This is a genomic window from Actinopolymorpha sp. B9G3, from assembly GCF_040120725.1.
Taxonomy (GTDB): domain Bacteria; phylum Actinomycetota; class Actinomycetes; order Propionibacteriales; family Actinopolymorphaceae; genus Thermasporomyces.
Genome location: NZ_JBEEAB010000001.1, coordinates 121,210 through 142,008 on the forward strand (window position 1 = coordinate 121,210; position 20,799 = coordinate 142,008).

16 protein-coding genes are annotated in these 20,799 nt (G+C 69.7%); 6 read left to right on the forward strand and 10 right to left on the reverse strand.

What is annotated here, in order from left to right; translation table 11 throughout:
* Positions 1-34: 34 nt before the first annotated feature.
* From ABNF93_RS00555 to ABNF93_RS00565, 3 genes are all read right to left on the reverse strand, one after another.
* Complete coding sequence (locus ABNF93_RS00555) at positions 35-952, reverse strand: sulfotransferase family protein (protein ID WP_349325467.1); 918 nt, start codon at positions 950-952, stop codon at positions 35-37.
* Complete coding sequence (locus ABNF93_RS00560; RefSeq protein ID WP_349325468.1) at positions 949-1,515, reverse strand: AMIN-like domain-containing (lipo)protein; 567 nt, start codon at positions 1,513-1,515, stop codon at positions 949-951. Before ABNF93_RS00560 ends, ABNF93_RS00555 begins: the two co-directional genes overlap by 4 nt.
* Before the next feature lie 62 nt (positions 1,516-1,577).
* On the reverse strand, positions 1,578-4,628 hold the full coding sequence (locus tag ABNF93_RS00565) for a PKD domain-containing protein (protein WP_349325469.1): 3,051 nt from the start codon (positions 4,626-4,628) through the stop codon (positions 1,578-1,580).
* A gap of 362 nt (positions 4,629-4,990) precedes the next feature.
* On the opposite strand from ABNF93_RS00565, the gene ABNF93_RS00570 reads away from it, so the two are divergent.
* From ABNF93_RS00570 to ABNF93_RS00585, 4 genes are read left to right on the forward strand one after another with little or no spacing between them, the layout of a single operon-like run.
* Complete coding sequence (locus ABNF93_RS00570) at positions 4,991-6,397, forward strand: O-antigen ligase family protein (protein ID WP_349325470.1); 1,407 nt, start codon at positions 4,991-4,993, stop codon at positions 6,395-6,397.
* Positions 6,394-7,731 carry a hypothetical protein gene (locus ABNF93_RS00575; protein ID WP_349325471.1) on the forward strand — a complete coding sequence of 446 codons (1,338 nt, stop codon included), beginning with the start codon at positions 6,394-6,396 and terminating at the stop codon, positions 7,729-7,731. The genes ABNF93_RS00570 and ABNF93_RS00575 overlap by 4 nt, the downstream gene beginning before the upstream one ends.
* 37 nt (positions 7,732-7,768) lie before the next feature.
* The gene (locus ABNF93_RS00580) at positions 7,769-9,142 is read left to right on the forward strand and encodes a GumC domain-containing protein (protein ID WP_349325472.1); all 1,374 of its coding nucleotides are present in this window, start codon (positions 7,769-7,771) and stop codon (positions 9,140-9,142) included.
* 29 nt (positions 9,143-9,171) lie between these two features.
* A complete protein-coding gene (locus ABNF93_RS00585) occupies positions 9,172-10,113 on the forward strand; it encodes a glycosyltransferase family 2 protein (RefSeq protein ID WP_349325473.1) in 942 nt (313 codons plus the stop codon).
* A gap of 85 nt (positions 10,114-10,198) precedes the next feature.
* Here the strand turns inward: ABNF93_RS00585 and ABNF93_RS00590 are convergent, their stop codons facing one another.
* Positions 10,199-10,723 (reverse strand): glycosyltransferase, encoded by a 525-nt coding sequence (locus ABNF93_RS00590; RefSeq protein WP_349325474.1) that lies wholly within the window; start codon positions 10,721-10,723, stop codon positions 10,199-10,201.
* A 50-nt stretch (positions 10,724-10,773) separates the two neighbouring features.
* Positions 10,774-11,277: a PssD/Cps14F family polysaccharide biosynthesis glycosyltransferase gene (pssD, locus tag ABNF93_RS00595; RefSeq protein WP_349325475.1), complete on the reverse strand. Its 504-nt coding sequence runs from the start codon at positions 11,275-11,277 to the stop codon at positions 10,774-10,776.
* A 227-nt stretch (positions 11,278-11,504) separates the two neighbouring features.
* Between pssD and ABNF93_RS00600 the strand changes: the two genes are divergently transcribed.
* Positions 11,505-13,481, forward strand: a complete 1,977-nt coding sequence (locus ABNF93_RS00600; RefSeq protein WP_349325476.1) for a hypothetical protein — start codon at positions 11,505-11,507, stop codon at positions 13,479-13,481.
* Positions 13,478-15,205 (forward strand): oligosaccharide flippase family protein, encoded by a 1,728-nt coding sequence (locus tag ABNF93_RS00605; RefSeq protein ID WP_349325477.1) that lies wholly within the window; start codon positions 13,478-13,480, stop codon positions 15,203-15,205. Before ABNF93_RS00600 ends, ABNF93_RS00605 begins: the two co-directional genes overlap by 4 nt.
* Before the next feature lie 53 nt (positions 15,206-15,258).
* Here ABNF93_RS00605 and ABNF93_RS00610 read toward each other — a convergent pair whose 3' ends face one another.
* The 5 genes from ABNF93_RS00610 to glmU all read right to left on the reverse strand — a co-directional run bounded on the left by ABNF93_RS00610 (position 15,259) and on the right by glmU (position 20,712).
* The gene (locus tag ABNF93_RS00610; protein WP_349325478.1) at positions 15,259-16,089 is read right to left on the reverse strand and encodes a glycoside hydrolase family 26 protein; all 831 of its coding nucleotides are present in this window, start codon (positions 16,087-16,089) and stop codon (positions 15,259-15,261) included.
* A 508-nt stretch (positions 16,090-16,597) separates the two neighbouring features.
* Positions 16,598-17,194 (reverse strand): aminoacyl-tRNA hydrolase, encoded by a 597-nt coding sequence (pth, locus tag ABNF93_RS00615; RefSeq protein WP_349325479.1) that lies wholly within the window; start codon positions 17,192-17,194, stop codon positions 16,598-16,600.
* 41 nt (positions 17,195-17,235) lie between these two features.
* Positions 17,236-17,871 carry a 50S ribosomal protein L25/general stress protein Ctc gene (locus tag ABNF93_RS00620; RefSeq protein WP_349325480.1) on the reverse strand — a complete coding sequence of 212 codons (636 nt, stop codon included), beginning with the start codon at positions 17,869-17,871 and terminating at the stop codon, positions 17,236-17,238.
* 352 nt (positions 17,872-18,223) lie between these two features.
* Positions 18,224-19,204: a ribose-phosphate diphosphokinase gene (locus ABNF93_RS00625; RefSeq protein ID WP_349325481.1), complete on the reverse strand. Its 981-nt coding sequence runs from the start codon at positions 19,202-19,204 to the stop codon at positions 18,224-18,226.
* Positions 19,201-20,712, reverse strand: a complete 1,512-nt coding sequence (gene glmU, locus ABNF93_RS00630; RefSeq protein WP_349325482.1) for a bifunctional UDP-N-acetylglucosamine diphosphorylase/glucosamine-1-phosphate N-acetyltransferase GlmU — start codon at positions 20,710-20,712, stop codon at positions 19,201-19,203. Before glmU ends, ABNF93_RS00625 begins: the two co-directional genes overlap by 4 nt.
* Positions 20,713-20,799 lie beyond the last annotated feature (87 nt).

Sequence of the window (20,799 nt, forward strand, 5' to 3'; positions counted from 1 at the left end):
CGAGGACCGGCACGCCGCGAGCGCCGGCGCCGGGTCAGCGACGCCAGGCCGGAGTGTGACCCAGGACCTTGGCGAGCTGTTCGTCGTAGGGCAGGAAGTAGTCCGCGAGCTGCTTGCGTACCGGCTCCGGCATCGGCTCGCTCGGCCGGGCGTTGTGCTGACCGAACGCCGACGGCAGCCAGGACGGCAGGCCGAGGAAGTCGAGCACGTCGTCGTAGGTCGACGCGGGGTTGGCGAAGAACTCCTCGCTCTCGATCACGTGTACGCACTCGCGCCCGAAGAGGTCGATCGCGGCCTGGAGGTGCTCGACGTAACGCCCGCGGGCGACGTAGGCATGATGGCGGTGCGCATCGCTCTGGTAGCCGTGGTCGGACGCCAGGCGCTCGACCTCCCCGGCCAGTCGCTCCGGCTCGAGGTCGAGGGCGCGTTCGAACGACTCGGTCTCGAAACCGCGCGCGAGACCATGCTTGTAGGCCGACCAGGCCCGCTCTATCGGGTCACGGACCATGACGATGAGCCGTACCCCGGGCAGGTCGCGCGCGATCCGCGGCAGCGCCAACGGGTGGTAGAGGTAGTAACCGCAGGACTCCATGGCCTGCGGCTCGCCCGATCCCACCGACCAGTTGCCGGCCCGGCGCCTGGCGGTGGAGAGCAGCGGGAAGTGCGCGCGGTACCACGCCGGGCCGCGGTCGTAGTTGAGGTCGAAGTAGTTGACGCCCTTGTGCAGTACAGGTCCGGCGACCACAGGGTGAGCGATGAGCGCCCGGTGCAACGAGGTGGTGCCGCAGCGCTGGCCTCCCACGATCAGGAAGCTGGGAACCAGCCGACCGCCGGACGTGTAACGCCCGAACGTGCGGGTCACCGCCCGACCGGACCGCTTCACCCAGGGCGGTGCCACCGCCCGCAGACCCCCATCCGAACCCCCGGCACCCCGCGGACTCGTCTCGCTCACCTCGTGCGCACCTCCACGACCAGTCGAGTCGGGTTGGACAGTTGCTTCGCGCGGAACGGGGCCCTGCGGTCGAGTCCCACTCCGAAGGTCAGGCTGCCGCCCAGATTGCGGGCCAGGAGGACCTCCTTGACCTGCGGCTGCTCGGGGGTGAGGTCGGGACGCACCGCCAACCGGTTCTTGGTGTTGGGGTTGGTCAGGCTGAACTCCACCTCGAGCAATGCGTTGCCAGACAACGGAAGTGGCTCGTCTTCGGGATGGGCCCGGAGAGCGTCAATGTAGCCCACCCGGAACTTCGGCAGGACCTTGGTATCGGCGAAGGTGAAGGTCACCGTCTCCACGCCTTCGGCCGTGTCCGTATCGAGGCCGACGAGCCGGGCCGACGCGTCGCTCTTGTTGCCGACTGGCGACTCGGCGAACGCGCCATCGTTCCCGGTCGACACCGAACGCACGCCCTCTCCGCCACCGGAACCAGCTGCCGGACCCGGCCCGCCGGCAGCTCCGCCGTCGCCCCACAATTCGATGAGCGAACACGAGCTACCGGCGAGGCTGAGGACCGCCACCATGGCGCACACGGAAACGCGGTGGGCCGCCCTTGCACGGATCCAGCCGATCCCGTCCCTTGCCGTCATCCGCCCGGTCCGATCAGGAACGACCACATCGTGGCCTGGGCGCTCGCCGCGTCGGCGGTCGCGCCCAGTGAACCCTTGGCCCCGGTGCCCGCCGGAGCACCGCCGTCGGTGAGCAGCATGGAAATCCTTCCGCTGCCCGTGCCGTAGGAGCTGCGCCGCGTCGTCTGACCCGCCGGCGCGGTCCACTGCGTCGTGGCGGAGGACTTGTCCGTCCAGTAGCTCACCAGCCAGGCACCGTCGACTCCCTGGACGCCCGGCGTGGTGTGGGTCGTCCGCGAGGTGGTCTCGGCCGCGCTGGCGAAGGTACGCACCACCGGGTCGGGACCGCGGTAGGCCACCACCGTCAGGTCACCCTTCGCGTAGTCGGAGAGCGCCACCTGGACTGTCGACCCGGCGTCGGTCGCCGAGGCTTCCTTCTGCCAGACCCGGGTCACCATGGTGGAGGCAGATTTCGTACCTACGCTCGACCAGCCGCCCACACCGCTCGGTGCGGAGGCGGTGGGCGTGGTGGTGTTGACGGTCGACAGGAGCAGCAGCCGGTCGCCCGCCGCGACGCTCGCCGGGATGGTCACCTGGTGGGTCTTGACGTTGGCGTTGCTGCCGGCCTGGCCGACGAACCGTACGGAGCTGACCGGCGTGGCGACGCTGACCACCTGTTCGGACTGCGCGGTCTTGCCGTCGCTGCCGGTCACCGTGAGCCGGACGGTGAAGCGCCCGGTGGACGAGTAGCTGTGCGAGGCGGTCGCCCCGGTGGCGGTGGTCCCGTCACCGAAGTTCCAGGCGTACGACTGCACCGCACCGGAGGGGTCGGTCGAGTCGCCGCCGTCGACGTCACAGGCCAGCCCGTCACACGACACGGAGAACTTCGCCGCCAGCGGCTGGTCCGGATCGGCGGCGGTCACCGTCTTTTCCACGCTGTCGGTCGCCCCGGAGTCGTCTGTGACGGTGAGCGTCACCGTGTAGGTGCCGCCCTCGGCATAGGTGTGCCGCGGCGTCGCGCCGGTGCCGGTCGACCCGTCGCCGAACTTCCAGGCGTACGACTCGATCGTGCCGTCTGGGTCGGTCGAACCCACGGAGCTGAAGGTGCAGGTGAGGCCCTCGCAGGTACTGGAGGCCACCGCGGTCGGCGCTCCTTCGGCCGCCATGCTCGGGTCGGTGAACAGGAACATCGCCCGGGAACGCCAGTCGTTGCCGTCGACGCCCGGGCCGCTCACCACCGTCGCGGTGCCCGCGACCGGCTTGCCGGCGCTGAAGGTGACCCTGCGCAGGTTGCCGTCAATGGTCGAGGCGAAGTAGAGCTTCCCGCCAACGTGGAACATGCCGGTCACCTTGGAGAAGTCGACGCCGGTGACGCTGGGACTCGCAGTGAACCGCTCGGCCCCCACCGCCTGGCTCTCCACCGAGAAGTAGCGGTAGTAGAGCGAGCTCGATCCGGTGCGGGTGTAGTAGAGCCTGCCGCCGGAGGCGAACATTCCGGTGGCGGCGGCGACGTCGGCGTGCCAGGCGGAGTCGGAGACCAGTTGGTCGGCGAGATTGATGGTCGTGGGCGTGCCATAGGTCGACCCGTCGAACGTACGCCGGTCGAAGGCACCGTTGGACCAGCCGGCATACAGCGTGTCACCGAGCATGAACCCCGCCCGCATGTTGCTCCAGGCGAGGCCACCCGTCGGAGCGGCGGCGGCGGCGGCGACGGTGGTGCCGTCGTAGTGCCGCTTGCGGGGGCTCAGGTTGGTGCCCGAGGTCGGTACGTAGTAGATGTCGGACGGCAGCTCGCCGGCGGCCGGCCGCGGTACGTCCGTGCCCCCCGCGAGTGGGAAGAACGCGATCCGCCCGTGGTACTCCCAGTTGCCGATCCGGTCGGTGTCGCTGCCGACCCAGAGGCCCGCGGACGTGGCCACCATGTCGAAGACGCCGACCCCGCGGGTGCGGCCGGGGTTCCAGCGCAACGGCATGCCGTTGGCGGGGTCGAGGGCCGCGATGCCGTCGCGGCCGATCGAGCCGGCACCTGCCCGGTCGGCTGGACCGTGCGGGTTGTTCTGCCAGCGGAAGTGCCCGCCGACGTAGACCGCGGTGCCGGTGACAGCGACCGCGAAGTGGGTGTCACCGCCGGTGTAGTCGACCCAGGTCGGCGTCACCCCCGACCCGCTCGCACCGGTCTCGAACCGGGCCGCAGTGTCGCAGGACGCCGGCGGGCCGCCCTGGTAACCGCCGGTGGTGACGACGACGAAGTACGACCCGTCGGGGGCGAGGTCGACGTCCCGCATGTACGTCGGGAACTTCGCGTTGCACGGCGAGGCGTAGAAGTCGGTCCGCCAGTTGGCGACCGCGGCCTTGGACCCGGTGAGGTCGAGCATCGCGATCTGGGCCCGCGGCTGGCCGTCGACCGCGGTGAAGTCACCGATCGCCACCAGCCGCGAACCGTCCGGGGTGATGTCGATCTTGAGGATCTGCAGGAAGCCGCCCGCGGTCATGGTGCCGGAGAAGACCGCCCCCTGGAAGGGGTCGAGAGCACCGGTTGCCGGGTTGAGGGTGGCGAGCGCCGCCTGCTTCTGGCCCGCCACATAGCCGAAGGTGCCGGCGACCCAGAGCCGGCCCTTCACCAGCTTCAGGTCCTTGACCCTGCCGTTGAGGGCGGGGGTGGTGAACCCGGAGGTGAGTTGCCCGTCGGCGATGTTGATCCGGGCCAGGCTCTTGACCGCCTTGCCGTTGACCGCGTCGAAGAAGCCACCCGCGTAGACGGACTTGCCGTCACTGGAGACGGCGAGGGTGGCCACCTCGTCGTCGACGTTCGGGGCGAAACTCGTGCTGACCGCACCCGTCTGGGCGTTGAACGCGACCAGGTTGGAGCGGTTGTGGACGGTCTTGCCGTCGGCCGAGCTGACCTGGGTGAACGCACCGCCGAGCACCACCGTGTCGCCGACCTGGACGATGGCCTTCACATGTCCGTCGAGCACGTGCGGAGTGGAGTTGGCCGGGTCGGCGCTGACGACCTTCGGCTGGGCGGTCTGCACCGCCTCGGCGGCGTGCGGGACTCCGATGACGGGCACGGCGACACACAAGACGGTGGCCGCCACGCCCAAGCGGCGCAGTAACAACGTTCCCCCAACGGAAAGCGCGGGCCGCGCTCCGACGACACGACGGGGAGGGAGCGATCGGCAGACTGTCGACACGTGCCAAAATGCGTAAACCTGTCCAAATGCGTAGAGCATCCTGCCGGCCGATGACCACCGCGTGCAAGTGGAACGGCGACATCGACCGGCAGATCTTCCAAGGGATCCTCGACGAGTGCCGGCGTCTCGTATCCTAAAGCGCTGCCGGAGACCCCCTCTTCTCGTGCGCATCCTCCCCGCCGAGCCGCCCGAGAAACCGCACACTCGACCGGACCCGGCAACCCGCAGAGAGGACACACGTGACGGGCGCGTCCAGCGTCGGGAGCCTCACCACCGGAGCGTGGACTTCGCAGGCCACGCGCTCGTCGGCGGCGCCGCGGCTGCTCCCCGCAGGATGGCCGCTCACCGCACTGTTCCTCGGCTTTCCGCTGTGGTGGATGCTCGGACTGGCGACGTTCGCGTTCATCCTCTTCGCGGTCCCGATGGCGATCGAGTTGCTGACCCGGCGCGGGCTGCGGGCACCGAGCGGATTCGGCATGTGGCTCGTCTTTCTCGGTTGGCTCCTCGCGAGCGCGGCGATGCTCTGGGTCGATGCGCCGGGCGCCGAGCCTGGCGGTGGGGGCGCGGGTCGGATCATCGTCTTCGGCTACCGGGCCGCGATGTACATCTCCGCGACGATCGCACTGCTCTACGTCCTGAACATGCCCGAACGTGACCTGCCGACGCGCAGGGTGGTCCGGCTGCTCGGGTTCATGTTCGTCGTCACCACCTGCGGCGGGCTGCTCGGCGTGGTGGCGCCGGGGTTCGCCTTCAGCTCGCCGATGGAGCTGGTGCTGCCGGAGGGCATCGCCTCCAACGAGTTCGTCACGTCGATGATCCACCCGGCGGCGGCCGACGTGCAGTCGATCCTGGGCTACGACGAAGCACGGCCGATCGCGCCGTTCTCGTTCGCCAACTCCTGGGGCGCGAACTTCTCCCTCTACCTGCCGTTCTTCGTCCTGGCGTGGCTGGGTCGGGGCGCAGGGTGGCGGCGGTGGGTCGCGCCGTTCGTCCTGCTGGCGGCGCTGGTACCTGCCGTCTACTCCCTCAACCGCGGCCTCTGGCTCGCTCTCGGAGTCGGCGGGTGCTACCTGGCGGTCCGGCTCGCGGCCATGGGGAAGTTCTGGGCGCTCAACCTCATCGGGGCGGTCGTCGTCATCGGCGGCCTGGCGTTCGCGTTGAGTCCCCTGGGCACGATGGTGCAGCAGCGCATAGACGCGCCGCACTCCAACGACCGACGCGCGGACCTCGCCGTCGCAAGCGTCCGCGCCGTCGTCGAGGGGTCGCCGCTGCTGGGGTTCGGCTCCACCCGCGAAGTCCAGGGGAGCTTCTTCTCCATCGCCGGCGGCGCCACACCGGAATGTCCGGCGTGCAAACCGCCACCACTCGGTACGCAGGGGCAGCTGTGGCTGGTCGTCTTCTCCCAGGGGATCGTGGGGCTGGCGTTGTTCCTGGCGTTCTTCGGCCGACGGTTCCTCGCGCACTGGCGCGAACGGACACCGCTGGCGATCGCCGGGTGCTGCGTCCTTGCGTTCTTCGGGATCGAGCTGTTCGTCTACGACACCTTCGACTCCCCCATGGTCACCGTGATGATCACGCTGGGTCTGTTGGCTCGGGGTGTACCTTCGGCCGCGCAGGAGCCGAACCAGGCCGGAGGTTCGCCGTGACGACAGAACCCGTTCACCAGCCGCCCACCTACCAGTCGACGTGGGACGCGCTGATCGAGACGATGCGGTTGCTCTGGCCGACGCCCGCAACGATCGGCGTCGCCCCCGACCCGCACGACCAGGGACACGGCGACCAGGGACACGGCGAGGGAGAGCGGGCACGCACCGCCGCCGGCGTCCCCGGGGGGCACCGGGTGGTCCGTGAGTTCCTCGTACTCCCCGATCGGCGGCATCCCCGCGTGGCCCTCCCAGTGAGCACCGCCCGGGTGACGGCCGAGGCGCTTCGCAAGCACAGTCAGGCCCTCTCCCTCGGCGAACGCGCCGTCCGTACGGCCCTGTCCGGTCTCGTCCGGCTACCAGGTGTCCATCCGGGACTGGCGCGGGTCGCTCCGCACCGGATCCGGGTGAGTGTTCCGCAGGGGCGCAGCGCCGAGTCGTTCGAGGACCATCTCGCCGGGATCCTCGGGCACGAGGTGGTGGTCGCCATCGGGGTCGGGCAACCACGCGCCAACCGCAAGCCCGTCCTGCACGCGCTCACCCCTGAGGGCGACACCGTCGCCTACGTGAAGGTCGGTACGAAGGAACCGACGAAGGTGCTGGTCCGTGACGAGGCCGCCGCCCTGGGCAGCTTCTGGTCAGCCGACCGGCCGACGACGACGCTGCGGGTGCCGCGCGTCCTCCATCACGGGCGGTGGCGTGGCCTCGAGGTACTCGTCCTCGCACCGCTGCGCCCCGAGTCGGGTCACTGGCGGCGTCGTACCGTCCCCCTCTCCGCGATGCGCGAGCTCGCGGGCCACTTCGGCACCACGGAGTCCACGCTCGCGCAGAGCCCGGTCTGGGGGCTCGCCCAGGACACACCCGACGCGCTGCGTGACGCCGACCGCGCCCGCCGGTTCGACCGGATCCTCGCGGAGGCAGGGGCACGCCACGGCGACACCAAGCTCATGCTCGGCGCGTGGCACGGTGACTGGACGCCGTGGAACATGGCGTGGAGCGGCGACCACGTCCTGCTGTGGGACTTCGAACGCTTCGCCACCGGAGTCCCGTTCGGCTACGACCTCACCCACTACCGCCTCCAGGCCACGCTGCGCGACGCCGGCGAAGAAGGCGCCGGACGGCATGTCCGCCGACAGCTCGCGACGGATCCCGCCCACCGGGTGCCGACCGACGACATCGTCTTCTCCGGCAACGACCCGGAGGCGGTGTGGATCGCGTACCTCGTCGAGCTGGCGCGCCGCTACACCCTCGCGTCCGAGCCCGCCGAAGGGGCACCGTTGCGCGCCAGGACGACCTGGCTGCTCGACCTGCTCGACGACCTCGTACTCCGCCGATGACCCTGGCTCCGCACCCCGTCTCCACGGACGTCCACCGATGACCGTCGCGCTCGGCAGCTACCGCCGGTTCGTACGTTCGCACTGGCGGGCGTCGGTCCTGCTCGGCGTAGCCGGACTGGCGAGCGGACTCGTGGTCAGCTGGGTCACTCCACCGGACTACCACTCCACCGCCACCGTGTTCGCCCCGGCGACACCCACCTATCTCGCGCTCGAAATCGAACCGTTCGCGATCGAGGGCACGCCACCGCCGCGGGAATGGACGCAGGACACCGAAGCCGAACTGATCCGCTCCGACGTCGTGCTGGGGAACGCGGCCGAACGCCTCGGCGCGGACTGGACGGTCGCGCGCCTTTCGGACCGGATCCAGATCAGCGTGCCGACCAGCGCCCGGACGTTCTCGCTCTCGTTCACCGGACGTACGCCTGCCGAGGCACGACTGGTGGCCGAGACCGTGGCACGGGAGTACGTGCGCCAACGGTCGGCACTGATCGCGGATCGGACCCGCCGGGTGGGCTCGGCGCTGCGGGACCGGCGGGCCACCCTGCAGGAGATCATCGCCGACGCACCGCCCGAGACCGACGGGGTGCCGGAGCGTTCCGGACCGTCCGCGCTGCCTGTCAACCGCGCGTTGCGGGCACAGATCCGTAGCCAGATCGCCGCCATCGACAAGGCGTTGGCCGGCGCCGGGGCGACGGCCGCCAACGCCGCCGAGATCGTGCAGCACGCGCGCCTCCCGACCGACTCGACCCGGGCGAACGCCGAGGTCGCTCCTTTCTCGGGTCTCCTGTCCGGTCTCGCGGCGGGCCTCGGCGTCGGCTATCTGAGACGCCGGCGGAAGACCCACGTAGATGACGCGTTCGACGTCGGCGACGTCGCCGGGTTGCCGATCCTCGCCAGTGTCGACTCGACTCTGCTCACGGGACTCCGCGGAAGGGACACCGTTGACCGGGCCGGCGCTGATGGGGCAGGCGCTGATGGCGCCGGCGCTGACCGGACGAGCGTCGACCAGGCAGCCGTTGACCGGGCGACCGTCGATACCGACATGCGACGACTGGCGACACAGCTGGAGCGGGCCCTTGCCGGCGGTAGCGGGCGGATCGTCGTCCTGGGATGCTGCGCCGACTCGCTGACGGCGGGCTTCGTCGCCGTGCTTCAGCGCGCCCTCACCGCGTCGACCCTTGGGCCGGCGTACGATCCCGACGTCGTAGTGGCGGCGAGCCGGGGCGGCTCGAGCGCCGCCGACACGCACCCCGAGACCGCCGACATCGTGCTCGTGCTCGTCGAGTTCGGCACCACCACGCGGCGTGCACTCGCCCGGGCAGTGCGCGCTCCCGATGGCCTCCCGGGCTCCGCTGGGACCACGACGGCCACCGGGATCGTCACCCTGGTCCCGGCCACCCCACCCGGATAGTGCGGGCGCACCAGGAAAGGCACACCCGGATGACCGCAGACAGGGCCGACGACGCAGCGCCGTCGGTGACGGTGGTGATCGCCACCAGGAACCGGCCAGAACTCCTGCGCCGCGCCATCGACGCGGTGATGGACCAGGACTACCCGGCCGCCGTCGAGTGCGTCGTGGTCTTCGACCAGGCGCCCGTCGACGAGTCCCTTTGCGCCGGTCGTACGTACGGACCACGACGCCGGGTCAGCGCGATCGCCAACTCGCGTACGCCCGGACTGGCCGGCGCGCGCAACGCCGGGATCGACGCCGCGAACGGAGAGGTCATCGCGTTCTGCGACGACGACGACGAGTGGCTGCCAGGCAAGCTGGCGCTGCAGGTCGAGCGGCTGCAGGCGACCGGCAGCGATGTCGCGGTGACTGGCATCGAGGTGCGGTACGGCGATCGGGTCGTCCAGCGCGTACCCACCGCGGCCGACCTCAGCGTCGCGACGCTCGCCCGCCGCCGCGTGATGGAGGCGCACCCGTCGACCGTCGTCGTCCGGGCCGACGCCCTCCGGATGCGGATCGGCGTCGTCGACGAGGACATCCCCGGCAGCTACGGCGAGGACTACGACTGGATTCTGCGCGCCGCCCAGGCCGGGCCCATCGCCGTCGTCGAACGCCCACTGGTGCGCGTGTTGTGGGGGCGTACGTCGTTCTTCAACCGGCGCTGGCAGACCATCATCGACGCCATCGACTACGTCCTCGCGAAGCATCCGGTGTTGAGCGAGGATCCGCACGGACTCGCCCGGTTGGAGGGGCAGAAGGCCTTCGCCTACGCGGCGCTGGGGCAGCCGCGGGCGGCACTTCGCGCGGTGGGGCGGGTGCTCCGGCTCAACTGGCGCGAGCCCCGGGCGTACGTCACGGTCGTCGTCGCCCTCCGCCTCCTGTCGGCCGACCGGGTACTCGCCACCGCCAACTCCTTCGGCCGCGGCATCTGAGGCCGACAGGCGCAAGGCGCCCGATCCCGGCTCCACCGCCTGCCAGTCTCCCGTGATCATGAACACGGGGAGGGCGCGGCCGGGGTCAGCGACGCTTCCCTGTGCGGACGGGGCTGAACAGGCCAGAGACGAGCTCGCCGAACCGGCGTACGGCGGCATCTGTCACCGCACCGTCGGCCACCTCGGACAGCCGTACCACCGTCGGGTCATCCAGGGCCTTGTCCAGCAGGACGCCGAGCTCCCGCTGCGACCCGGCGGTGAGGACGAGGCCGGTGCCGGCGAGCCGGCTGGCGAACCGTTCCTGGTGGTCGTCGACGTGCTCACCGGACTGGCCACAGCGCGGAACGACGATCGGCAGCAGGCCACGACGACGGACCTCGAGAATCGTCGACGGCCCGGCGTGGCAGACGACGATCCCCGCCCGGTCCATCCACTCGCCGAGCTCATCGTGTTCGGCATAGGCGACGCCGGCCGCGTGGCGCGGCGCCGGGGCGGTGCCGTACTGGATGAGGCACTCCACCTCGGGGTGTCCGATACTCCACGCGTCCACCCAGCGGACCAGGCGATCGAACGGGTGGTAGTCGGTCCCCACCATGGCCAGCAGGTGCATGCGTTCACTTCTCTCTGCAGCACAGGTCTCGATAGCCGGATGTCGACGGCTCAGAGGAGGGTTCCGACGACGTGGGACCCCTTGTAGAGCCGGGCCTGCTCCTCCCACTGGACGCAGAAGAGGGACGACAGTGGGCGGCACAGCCTGCCGGTGAGCGTGCGCGTGTCGAGCCGGTCGTAGACCTCGAGATAGACGGTACGAATCCGGAGTACGCGGGCCAGCAGGAAGAACGGTACGGCGACGCCGGCGCCGGTCGAGACCACGGCGTCCGGACGGTGCCGCCGGAGCACACTGATCGCGAGGAAGAAGTTGCGGATCAGGTTGGGGAGGTTGCGGGTCGTCGGGAAGTGCGCCCACACGACCCGCTCGTCGCGGAGCCTGGACTTCGCGTCCTCGGTGGCGAACGTCACCCAGGTCCGGTCGCGGGACTCCCACCACGGCTTCAGGGCGAGCAGCTGGGCCAGGTGCCCACCGCTCGATCCGACGAGCAGCACGCGCTGCGGGCGCTGCGGGCGTCCTGCCGCATCAGGCGTACATCCACCATGTTCCGTCATCCGCATCCCCCAGTTTGGCTACTCAGTGTCATTCTCCGCGTGCGGCCTAGCCCGTCGCATGCCCGACTTGCTGGACATATGCCAAATTGTTGCAGGGCCGAACCCGTACGGACCAGACTGTTGGCACACTCCCGGCCGATTCACTACAACCCACCGAAACCGCTTCGGTCTGGGCAGGGTCTGGTCTACCGTCTCTTGAGCAGTGGTGAAGGGGGTGGGGGACAGCTATGCGTGAGGTCCGCGAGGCGTATTCGCCAGTGGCGTTCGTGACAAGCGCACTCCGCCGACACCTGCTGCTGATCCTGGTCCTGACCCTCCTCGGCGCCGCCGCCGGTGTCGCGGGCGCGCTGCGTCAGGGGATCCAGTACACCGCCACCGCCTCGGTCCTGCTCAACCCGCTCGAAGGGAACCCGTTCGCGCCGGACGGCCGCGGCGAGCAGCTCGTCAACCTCGAGACCGAGGCCCAGCTGGTCAGAACCGAAGGCGTGGCTGCCCTGGTCTCGCGGGAGCTGAAGACCGAACTCAGCGCCGACGACCTGCATGAGCTGGTCGAGGTCGAGATCCCCACCAACACCCAGGTGCTGCGGATCTCGTTCACGGCGGAGAGCCGGACCGATGCCCTCCACGGTGCCCAGGCGTTCGCGGAAAGCTACCTCGACTACCGCGGCACTCGGGCCAAGTCCCTCACCAACTCCCGGTTGGCACGGATCCGCAAGCAGCAGACCAACATCCAGTCCGCCCTCGGCGACGCCACCGACGAGCTGGGCAAGACCGACGAGGGCTCGGCCCGCCACGCCTACCTGGAAGAGCGGGTCAGCGCGCTCGCCTCCCAGATCGCCAGCCTCGAGACCGAGGTCAGCACGCTCACCGCGACCGACCTCGCGCCCGGCCAGGTGATCAGCCCGGCCACCATGCCTCTCACGGCAGGCGGCACCAACGCCGTGCTCTTCGGCGGGGCGGGCGCGATCGCAGGGCTCACTCTCGGCGCCATGCTGGCGCTGTTCCGCACCCGCGCCGACGACCGACTGCTCGATCCTGGCGAGGTCGAGCATCTCGACGTCCGACTGCTCGGCGTCATCGGAGAGCGCGATCGCTTCGCCGGGCGTACGGACCGACGCGGGCGGGGCCTGCCCGAGCCGTACCGCCAGCTGCGTACGGCCGTCGTCGGCTCGGTCGACACGCCACCCGTCGTCATGACGGTGGCCAGCCTCTCCCCCGACGTCTCCTCCGCACCCGAGGCGGCCGGACTCGCCACCGGCCTCGCCCGCGCGGGTTTCAGCGTCGTCCTCGTCGACACCGCTGGCGCCGCCGGCGAGCTGCTCACCGGAACGCAGTCCCTGCCTGGCCTGGCCGACCTGCTGGCCGGGTCCATTGACCTTCGGCATCTCCTCGTCCAGCCGGAGGACAACCTCGTGCTGCTGCCGTTCGGCCGGCCGCAGCGCACCACCATGGACCAGCTGCTGTCGCCGCAGATGCGTTCGACCGTCGGTCAGCTGCGCGAGTGGTACGACTACGTCCTGCTCACCGGACAGCCGGTCACCACCGCCGACGGCCAGGCACTCGCCGCGCTGACCGACGCGGTGGTCCTCGTCGCGGCCCGCAAGCTGACCACGCGCACGGAGCTGCAGAACTCCGCCGCGCTCCTGGCGAGGCTGCAGTCCGCCGCCGTCGGTGTCATCGTCGTCGACGGCCGCACCGGCAAGGTCCACCACCCCGGGCCCGCGGTCCCCGGGCCGGATGTCACCTCCGCGCGTGCCGACCGGCCTGATCCCAGGAGGGCCGAGGCCAACGACGGCGCTCCTGCGTACGAACGCCGAAACGCCAGCAGCGATCCGGCTGGGAGGGATGCCGCAAGCCGCGGGCACTCCGGCGTCGCTGGCACCGGCCGGCGTAGCGGGACAGCGACTGGGCACCCAGCGACTGGGAATCCGGCGGGCCCGGCGTCCGGGAGCGGCGCGGTTGGTCGCACCGCCAACGGGTGGCCGGGCGGTGCGAACGGGCATTCCGGCACCGCGACCAACGGGCGTCCCAGCGAGGCAGCCAACGGGCGCCCCAGTGAGGCCAACGGACGGTCTGCCGCGACCAACGGACGCCTCGGCGAGGCGGCCAACGGGTTCCCGGCTCCGACTCCTGACCGCTCCGAGCCAGCGAGCGGACACCGCGATGCGGCGAACGTTCGCGCGTTCCGGGCGGACGATCGGTGACCAGCACCGCTCCCATCCGGCAACTGGCTCGAGGCGGCGTCCTTAACGTCGCCGGAACCGTCATCGGCGGTGGCGCCGGCATTGCCCTCGTCGTCCTGGTGACCAACGGCGTACGCCAGGACATCGCCGGGATGCTGTTCGCGGCCACGTCGTTCTTCCTCATCGTCACCGCGGTCTCCGCCCTGGGCACCGACGTGGGACTCGCCCACGCCATCCAGCGCCGCCTGGTCGCCGGAAGCCCGGCGAGCGCCCTGGCGACGGTCGGGATCGCCCTGCGTGCCGTCATCGCGCTCAGCGTGGCGGTCGCCGTCGTCGTCTGGGTCGCCGCGCCGTGGTTCTCCGCCGTGATCAGCCGGGGCACGGATCAGGTCGCGATGACCGGAATGCTCCGGGTGCTGGCGCTGGCGCTTCCGATCGCGACGGCGTACGACACGGTGGTGGCGGCGACCCTGGCCTACGGCACGACCCGGGCCAACGTCGTAGTCGAGAAGTTGGGGCGGATGCCAGGACAGATCCTGTGTGTGCTCGTCGCCCTGCTTCTCGGGGTCGGACCGACGGGGCTCGCCATCGCTTGGGCGGCGCCCTATCTTCTCGGCCTGGTGGCGGTCGCGTGGTGGTGCCGCCGCATCGCCCGCGGCCGGATGTCCATGAGCCAGTTCACACCCCCGACGTCCGCACCCCCGATGTCCACGCCCCCGACGTCCACACCCCCGACGTCCGCACCCTCGACGTCGACACCCTCGACGTCGACTCTCCTGCCGCCCTCGCCGTCAACGCCCGCGCCGTCAACGGCCTCACCTGCGTCTGCGCCACCGGAGGATGCTCCCGCGCTCGCCGCCGAACCCACCAGGGCGGAGCTCGCCAAGGACTTCTGGGCGTTCACCGCACCCCGCGCGCTCGGCCGGATCTGCCAGGTCGCGCTGCAGCGCACCGACATCGTGCTCGTCGCGGCACTACTGTCCCCCCGCCACGCGGCCGTCTACACCGCGGCGACCCGGTTCCTCGTGGTGGGCCAGATGGGCATGCAGGCGATCCAGCAGGTGCTCGCTCCTCAACTGTCCAAGCTCTTCGCGCGCGGCGACCTCCCCGGCGTACGGCAGGTCTTCTCCACGTCGACGGCATGGCTGATGGCGATCACCTGGCCGGTGTACCTCACCAGCGCGATCGCGGCACCCCTCCTGCTGAGGATCTTCGGCAGCGGGTACGAATCGGGCCTCGCGACGGTCGTCATCCTGTCCCTTACGATGCTGGCGACGACCGCCACCGGGTCGGTCGATGTCGTCCTGCTCATGGCCGGTCGAAGCCGACAGAGCCTGGTCAACAACGCCTCGGCGCTCGTCATCGACGTCATCCTCGTCGTGCTCCTCGTACCTCCGTTCGGCATCACCGGCGCCGCACTGGCCTGGGCTGCCGCGCTCCTGGTGCGCAACGTGCTGCCGATGATCCAGGTACGCCGGGCGTTCGGCGTCACCTCGCTCGGGCCCGGTGTCGGCTGGGTCGCGTTCAGCGCGGGCCTGTGTTTCGGTGGTGTCCCATTGCTGATCGCACTGGTGCTTCCGATGTCCCTCCCGGTGGTGGGGATCTGGTTGCCGCTCATGTGTGTGGCCTATGCGGCGATGCTCTGGCGCGGTCGCACGACCTTGGAACTCGCGGCGTTCCAGGGGGCCCTGCCGGGCATCACGATCCGCGCCCGCCGTGAGCGCCGGCTCGTCTCCCGCGGCTGATCGCACTCCGGCGCGGGACTCCGGCGGCTGATCGCACTCCGGCGGCTTTGTTCTCACCGGTTGAAGTAGGGCAGCCGGCCGATTCTCGCGTACTCGTTCCACGACGGTGTGCTGGAGTCGACCCGGGTGGCACCGACAGTCCGGTCGGATGCGGCGTTCCAGTACACCAACGCCTTTACCCGCGGCCACTGCTGGACCTGGTCACCCAGCATCCGGAAGAAGTTCGCCTTCGCACCGGGACTGCCGACTTTCTCGACCACTCCCCATTCGGCCAGCATGAGCGGCTTGCTGCCATGGTTGACCGTCGCCCACGTATAGAAGCCCGGCCAGCTCGGATACTCGGGGAAGCGCCGATTCATCAGGTCGGACACGCCTCCCCAGTACTGTCCCGACCCGAAGATGTACGGATCGGACGCGATCCAGTCGACGACATCGTCACCGGGATACAGCGCGTTGAACCACGGCTGCGAGCCCCACTTGGGAAGGCCCATGTAGTTCATGACCCGCACGACGTTGCGCAACCCGCGTTGATGCAGTCGGATCACCACGTGCCGGTACATCAACACGTAGTCCTGGGCGGTGTATCCCGATCCCGCCACCTGCCTCACTTCGTCCTCGGGCTCATGGTGGACCGTGAAGAAGAACGGCTTGGTGAAGTTCGCCTTGATATAGGCGGCCAGCCGGTCGATCTCGGCGTTGGTGGCACCTCGGCCCACTTCACGCCAGGTGTGCCCGGCCTCCGGTTTGTAGTTGAAGAACAGAATGCGTTCTTTTCCAGGTTGGTTGGCGAGAGCGATTTCCTGCTTGGTCGGGAAAAGCTGTCCCGCACGCTTGTAGAAATGCGCGACATTGACGGTCCTGCCGATTCGACTTTCGAAATTCACCAGGGCCTGCTCCCAGGTTTCACTTCCCAGAGGGTTGGCGGCGACTCCCCACCAGGCCCCGCAGTTGGGCACCAGTTTCGGCCCTACACCGCAGGTACTGTTGACAAGTGGTCCCGGCGCTTCCTCACCTGTTCCGCCAATCGGCTGTTGACATGCCGCGACCAGAAGAAGCGCGGCAACTATGATGACGGCACTGGTGAACTTCCGTCGCATGACGCCCATCCCCTCCGCCGATCCATCGACGCGTGCGGCGCCGTGTCGACAACTGCCAGGTGTGGCGATGGACAAGAGAGAAAGCGCCGGCTCCACACACCCCCCGGGTGTGAAGCCAGCGCCTTCGAAGCACTAGACCTGTCCGCCACCCCATCGGTTGCACGTGAGATCGAACCGTGACCACGCCGTCCACCCGCATACTCAAGAAATCCCACCAGGTCGCCGATCTAAAGGCGACATGGCATCACTCACACGTCAGGACTGTGCCCGTCCCACGTCCAAACCGAACCCGGCGTTAACGCATGCCCTCGCCGTGGAAGGCGTTCTGCGCCTTTTCTAGGCCTTCGAGTGTGAGCGTCTCGACCGCATCGCCAGCGCGTTCGACGAAAAGCGCTAGCTCTTTGCGTTCGGCACTCGAAAACGGAGAGAGGACGAAAGAGGCCGCGTCCTGCCGCCCCGGAGGCCGTCCGATCCCACAACGCACCCGGAAGAACTCGCCCGTGCCGATGGAGCGGCGGATCGATCGGAGCCCGTTGTGTCCGTTGTCACCACCGCCGAACTTCAGCCGCAGCGTGGAGTACGGAATGTCCAACTCGTCGTGCACCACGACCAACCGCGCGGGGTCCAGCTTGTAGAAGGCACCAAGGCCCGCGACCGGGCCACCCGAGGTGTTCATGTACGACCGCGGCTTGGCCAGCACCACACGCAGGCCCGGGAGACCTCCGAGCCTCCCCTCCAGAATATCCGCCCTGCCGCGCGGGTGCGGGCGGAACGTCCCGCCCATGCGTTCAGCGAGCAGGTCGACGACCAGGTGTCCGACGTTGTGCCGGTGCGCGGCGTAGGTCGGTCCGGGGTTGCCGAGGCCCACCACCAACCAGGCGTCGTCGGCCATGTGTCATTCCGTACGAAGGATGCGCTGCCAGTCGTGGAGGACTAGTCGGTGTCCTCGCCCGACTCACCGCCACCGGCCTCACCCTCGGCCGCCTGGACACCCTCGCCCTCGGCCGCCTCAGCTGCCTCTTCGGCTTCCGCGGCGGCAGGAGCCGTGATGTTGACGACGAGTACCTCCGGGTCGTCCTGGAGGAGTACGCCACGGGGCAGCGTGATGTCGCTGGCGTGGACCTGCGTACCGATCTCGGCGTCGGCGATCGACACCTCGATCTGCCCGGGAATGTGGGTGGCCTCCGCCTCGACGGACAGTGCGGTGTGTTCGAGCGAAACCAGTCCACCAGGAGCGGCGTCGCCGACGAGGACGACCGGCACGGACACGACGACCTTCTCGCCACGCCGGACGATCAGCAGGTCGACATGCTCGAGGAACCCCTTGATCGGGTCGCGTTGGACCTGCTTCGGGATCGCGAGCTCACTGCGGTCGCCCAGGTCGACGTCGAAGAGAGCGTTGGCGGTCTTGAGCGCGAGCATCAGCTCATGACCAGGCAGCGTGATGTGGACCGGAGCGCTGCCGTGGCCGTACAACACCGCGGGCACCAGGCCCGCGCGTCGGATGCGGCGGGCCGCACCTTTGCCGAACTCGTTGCGGGATTCGGCCTTGATCTTGACCTCGGGCACGGAAGCTACTCCTCGAACGATGTCTGCGTACGGTGTCGATGACAGTGTCGGCGGGCGGCGGCTTGCTGCTCGGCGGCGCACCTGGCCGGCACCGCGTCGATCACGGAGCCGGAGACCGGGCGTCCCTCGCCGAGGCAACCGGGACAGAATACCCGGCAACGATCGTCACGACCCACCCAGGGCACCTGAGGTCCACCGTCCCGGCGGCGAATGACCACGCTACCCATGCCGGCGGTCGCCGGGACGGTGAGCCTCATTTGCCCCGGGCACTCGCGTTATGGGCCGAAACGACTCACCCGACGAGCGGAGCGCCGCGCCGGCGGACGCACCCCTGCACTCGCCTACCGGCCGATCAGTTGGCTCCGCCGAAGAGGCTGGTGACCGAGCCGTCTTCGAAGACCTCGCGGATCGCCCGGGCGATGAGTGGCGCGATGGACAGGACGGTGAGGCTGTCGAACCTGCGTTCGGCGGGAATCGGGAGCGTGTTGGTGACGACGACCTCGCGGATCGGGGCGTTCTTGAGCTTGTCGACCGCGGCGTCGGAGAGTACGCCGTGGGTGGCTGCCACCATGACGTCGCGCGCCCCCGCGGCCATCAGCGCGTCCGCGGCCTTCACGACGGTGCCGCCGGTGTCGATCATGTCGTCGACGATGAGGGAAGTACGCCCTTCGACGTCCCCGACGACCCGGTTGGCGACCGCCTGGTTGGGGACGTTCGGATCACGGGTCTTGTGGATGAACGCCAGCGGACAGCCGCCGAGCCGCTCGGCCCACTGCTCCGCGACGCGAACCCTCCCCGAGTCCGGTGCCACGACGGTGACCTGCGACGTGTCGACCCGCGACTCGATGTGCTCCGCCAGCACCGGCAGCGCGAGCAGGTGGTCGACCGGACCGTCGAAGAAGCCCTGGACCTGCGCGGTGTGGATGTCGACGGCCATCAGCCGGTCGGCGCCGGCGGTGGTGAGCAGGTCGGCCATCAGTCGCGCGGAGATCGGCTCCCGACCCCGGTGCTTCTTGTCCTGTCGTGCGTAGCCGTAGAACGGCGTCACCACCGTGATCCGCTTCGCCGACGCCCGCTTCAGCGCGTCGACCATGATCAACTGCTCCATGATCCAGTCGTTGATGGGAGCCGGGTGGCTCTGGATCACGAAGGCGTCACACCCTCGGACGGACTCGTCGAAGCGCACATAGATCTCGCCGTTGGCGAAGTTGTACGCCGTGGTCGGGACGAGATCGACTCCCAGGAGTTCGGCGACCTCCTGAGCCAGCTCCGGATGCGCCCGCCCGGAGAACAACATGAGGTTCTTGTGGGTGGTGCGCTTGAGCCCGCTCACTGACCGCTCCTCCCGTGGTCCTCGACACCGTCAGTCTCTCTCGGGTTCACCGGCGGGTCAGACGTCGGGTCGCCGCCCTCGCCGCGCTGCGCCTCCTCGGCGGCCGCGGCGGTCTTCGTACCCGCTCGTTTGCGGGCGACCCAGCCGGAGATGTTGCGCTGCTGTCCGCGGGCGACCGCGAGCTCCCCCGGCGCGACGTCCTTGACCACGGTCGAACCGGCCGCCACGTAGCTCCCGTCGGCGATCTGGCGCGGCGCGACCAGCACCGAGTCGCTTCCGACGAACGCATGCCGCCCGACGTCGGTGTGGTGTTTGTGTACGCCGTCATAGTTGGCGAAGATCGTGCCGGCTCCGATGTTGGCGCCCTCACCGATCGTGGCATCGCCGACGTAGGTCAGGTGGGGCACCTTGGCGCCGGGGCCGATCTCGGCGTTCTTCGTCTCGACGAAAGTCCCGATCTTGCCCTTTGCGGCGAGCCTGGTGCCCGGACGTAGATACGCGTACGGGCCGACATTGGCCTCAGGGCCGATCTCGGCGCCGGATCCGTGCGTACGGACGACCTGCGCGTCAGCGCCCACCCGCGTGTCGGTAAGGGTGGTGTCGGGGCCGACCTCGGCACCGGCGGCGACCGAGGTGGTGCCGCGTAGCTGGGTGTTCGGGTGCAACGTGACGTCGGGCTCCAGCGTCACGGTGGCGTCGACCCAGGTCGTGGCCGGGTCGATGACGGCGACGCCAGCGCGCATCCACCCGGCGAGGATCCGGTCGTTGAGGACGCGCCGGAGCTCGGCCAGCTGAATCTGGTCGTTCACGCCGAGGATGTCGCGGAAGTCCTCGGCGACCACGGCGGTCACCTCGTGACCGTCCTCGCGCAGGATTCCGAGCACGTCGGTGAGGTACTCCTCGCCCTGACTGTTGTCCGCCTTCACCCGGGCGAGCGCGTCGGCGAGCAGGCTCGCATCGAACGCATAGATCCCCGAGTTGATCTCGGTGATCGCCCGCTGCTCGGGTGTGGCGTCACGGTGCTCGACGATGCCGGTGACCACGCCCCGCTCGTCGCGGACGATCCGGCCGTAGCCGGTGGCGTCGGTCACCTCGGCGCTCAACACGGTCGCGGCGGCGTCGCCCGCGGCCCGGCCGGCGATGAGCTCGCGAAGCGTCTCGGCGGACAGCAGCGGTGCGTCGGCGTAGGTCACCACGATCGTGCCGCGGAGCGGGGGCAGTGCTTCCAGCGCGGTACGGACGGCGTGCCCGGTGCCCCCCTGCACCTCCTGCACCACCGGCTGGGCGTCGGGGTCGAGCTCGGCGAGGTGCGGGACGACCTGCTCCCGGCCGTGCCCGACGACGACGGCGAGATGATCCGGCTGGAGCGCGCGAGCTGTCCCGACCGCAAGGCCGAGCAGGCTGACGCCGCCGATCTCGTGCATGAACTTGGGTGTCCGCGACTTCATCCTGGTGCTCTTGCCAGCGGCGAGGACGATGACGGCGGCGGGACTGCTGGAGTCGATCACGCGGGCAAAACTCCTCGGCCTCGCGGGCAGGTGCGACACAGGTACGGCGGGTTCGGCCCGAGCATACTTCCGCCGGCCCGGCTCCGA

Coding starts and splice junctions, on each gene's coding strand:
- ABNF93_RS00560 (WP_349325468.1), bottom strand. CDS start 1,515: ATGGTGGCGGTCCTCAGCCTCGCCGGTAGCTCGTGTTCGCTCATCGAA.
- ABNF93_RS00580 (WP_349325472.1), top strand. CDS start 7,769: ATGACCGTCGCGCTCGGCAGCTACCGCCGGTTCGTACGTTCGCACTGG.
- ABNF93_RS00585 (WP_349325473.1), top strand. CDS start 9,172: ATGACCGCAGACAGGGCCGACGACGCAGCGCCGTCGGTGACGGTGGTG.
- ABNF93_RS00590 (WP_349325474.1), bottom strand. CDS start 10,723: ATGCACCTGCTGGCCATGGTGGGGACCGACTACCACCCGTTCGATCGC.
- pssD (WP_349325475.1), bottom strand. CDS start 11,277: ATGACGGAACATGGTGGATGTACGCCTGATGCGGCAGGACGCCCGCAG.
- ABNF93_RS00600 (WP_349325476.1), top strand. CDS start 11,505: ATGCGTGAGGTCCGCGAGGCGTATTCGCCAGTGGCGTTCGTGACAAGC.
- pth (WP_349325479.1), bottom strand. CDS start 17,194: ATGGCCGACGACGCCTGGTTGGTGGTGGGCCTCGGCAACCCCGGACCG.